General features: G+C 53.8%; 1 protein-coding gene. It reads right to left on the reverse strand.

Annotation, left to right across the window (positions count from 1 at the left end; genetic code table 11):
- Positions 1 to 74 precede the first annotated feature (74 nt).
- On the reverse strand, positions 75 to 1,505 hold the full coding sequence (gene ltrA, locus EAE92_RS23945; protein ID WP_201025102.1) for a group II intron reverse transcriptase/maturase: 1,431 nt from the start codon (positions 1,503 to 1,505) through the stop codon (positions 75 to 77).
- Between the last annotated feature and the right edge of the window lie 409 nt (positions 1,506 to 1,914).

Here is a 1,914-nt window from a genome sequence, read left to right on the forward strand (position 1 = left end):
GGTCGCGGTAGGAATAGCCGTTACCGGCTACCCCCCGCACAGATCCGGACGTGCGCTACTAACGCATCCGGCTCCTACCTCGGGTGTTTGGCGTAAAAGCGCTGCAAAGGATAAGGATGTACAATTCGGGGGGGCGGTATCCATTTATTCACCAGCTGACTGTAACGGGCCCACGTCATTTTGTGCCGCTGGCTTCGCCGTCTCAGTGACTTCAGCCACATCCGCTTCACTTCTTCCACAAATTGACACAATGCTCTACTGTTGAAGGGGACGCCATAGTAATTGATGTGCCCTTCTACCACTCGCTTCAGCCACCGGCCCGTTTCTTCCGGGCGGTTGTGCAGCCGTTGCCGCAGCCCCTGTTTTATTCGCTTCAGTTGTGTTTGGCGCCGTTTTCGTTGGGTTTTGCGCATCACCGCATCCTTGCCCGTGTGTAATCGTCCTATATAATGCGTAAATCCCAGAAAATCGAACGTCCCCGGCTTGCCCCTCTTCGGTCGCTCCTCATATTGCTTTAGCGCAAAGCGGCCAAATCGTACCAGCCGGGTTTTCGCTGGGTGTACCTTCAGCCCAAACTGCATCAGACGTCGTTGTAGCAGGGATTGGCACGCCCGAGCATCCTGATGTTTCTGGAAGCCCAGAACCGCATCATCGGCATATCGGATCATCACTACCTCTCCTTGCGCCTGCTTTCGCCAGGCGTTGAGCCAGAGATCAAAGCTGTAGTGCAAATAGATGTTCGCCAGCAGTGGCGATATGACAGCGCCTTGCGGCGTGCCACAATGCGACTTCTGTCGGTGACCGTGTTCATCAACTATCCCCACCGTAACCCACTGCCTGATTAATCGCACCATCCGACCGTCCCTTATCCTGTGCTGAATAAACCGGATGAGCCAGTCATGTTCCACGGTATCGAAGAACCGACTGATGTCCAGATCCAGCACCCAATTGACTTTCCTCTCCATAACGGCCACATTCAGCGCGTCCAGAGCATCGTGCTGCCCTCTGCCCGGTCTGAACCCATACGAGAAGCCGAGAAAATCGGTCTCGTAGATTTGATTTAAGACCGTGACAGCCGCTTGCTGCACGATTTTGTCCTCCAGACACAGGATACTCAATGGCCTTTCTGTCCCGTCTTCTTTCAGGATCATCACCCGCCTTGCCGGCTGGGGCCTGTATTGCCCCCGATGAAGTTTGCCGTGGAGCGCATGGAGGTTATTTTGCAGATTTTCCGCATAGTTTTCCCATGTGATACCATCGCGACCCGGGGCAGACTGACGTTTAAGTTGCTGAAAACTCTGACATAAAAGTTCTTCGCTGATGTGATGGAAAAGGTGAGTAAACTGTTGTTTCCTATCCCTCTTTGCTGCTTTTCGCACAGCCAGCAGGCGTAACGTCGTATTTCCCCGGCTCTGTGTCCGGATACGGGCGCACTGTTGGCTGTTCCCCTTGGTCGGGAGCCTTCCCTCCATCAATTCCGCCACATTGTTTTCTGTTTTGTTCACTGATTTCTCCGGTACTATACTCCCGTCCGACTTCCTGAACTCCCTAAGGCTTTTGCTTTGACACTTAGACCTTATCGTCCCAACTGCTCACGATGGGAAACCGTTCAGGATCTCCCAGGTTCCGCGCGACGAACTTCCTCACATGCACAGGGTCTCCGACCCCGGGAGGTATGATCAGGTTTCGCCAATACAACCTGACCATTATAGGTTTCCGCCTCGCTTAACTGCGTCACCACCTCCGATTTACCGATTTCGTGGCTCAATACCTGGCCTGTGAGTGCCTTCGCTAACACTTCACGACAGGAGTTACCTACAGTCGCGCATAGCTAAAGGACCGGGCGAGTGGCTAGCTCTTACCCGGGAGGGACTTTCACCCTCTGTTCTATCGCCAGCTTGCCTGGCGTACTAA

The organism is Photorhabdus hainanensis (assembly GCF_018448965.1).
Lineage (GTDB): Bacteria > Pseudomonadota > Gammaproteobacteria > Enterobacterales > Enterobacteriaceae > Photorhabdus > Photorhabdus akhurstii.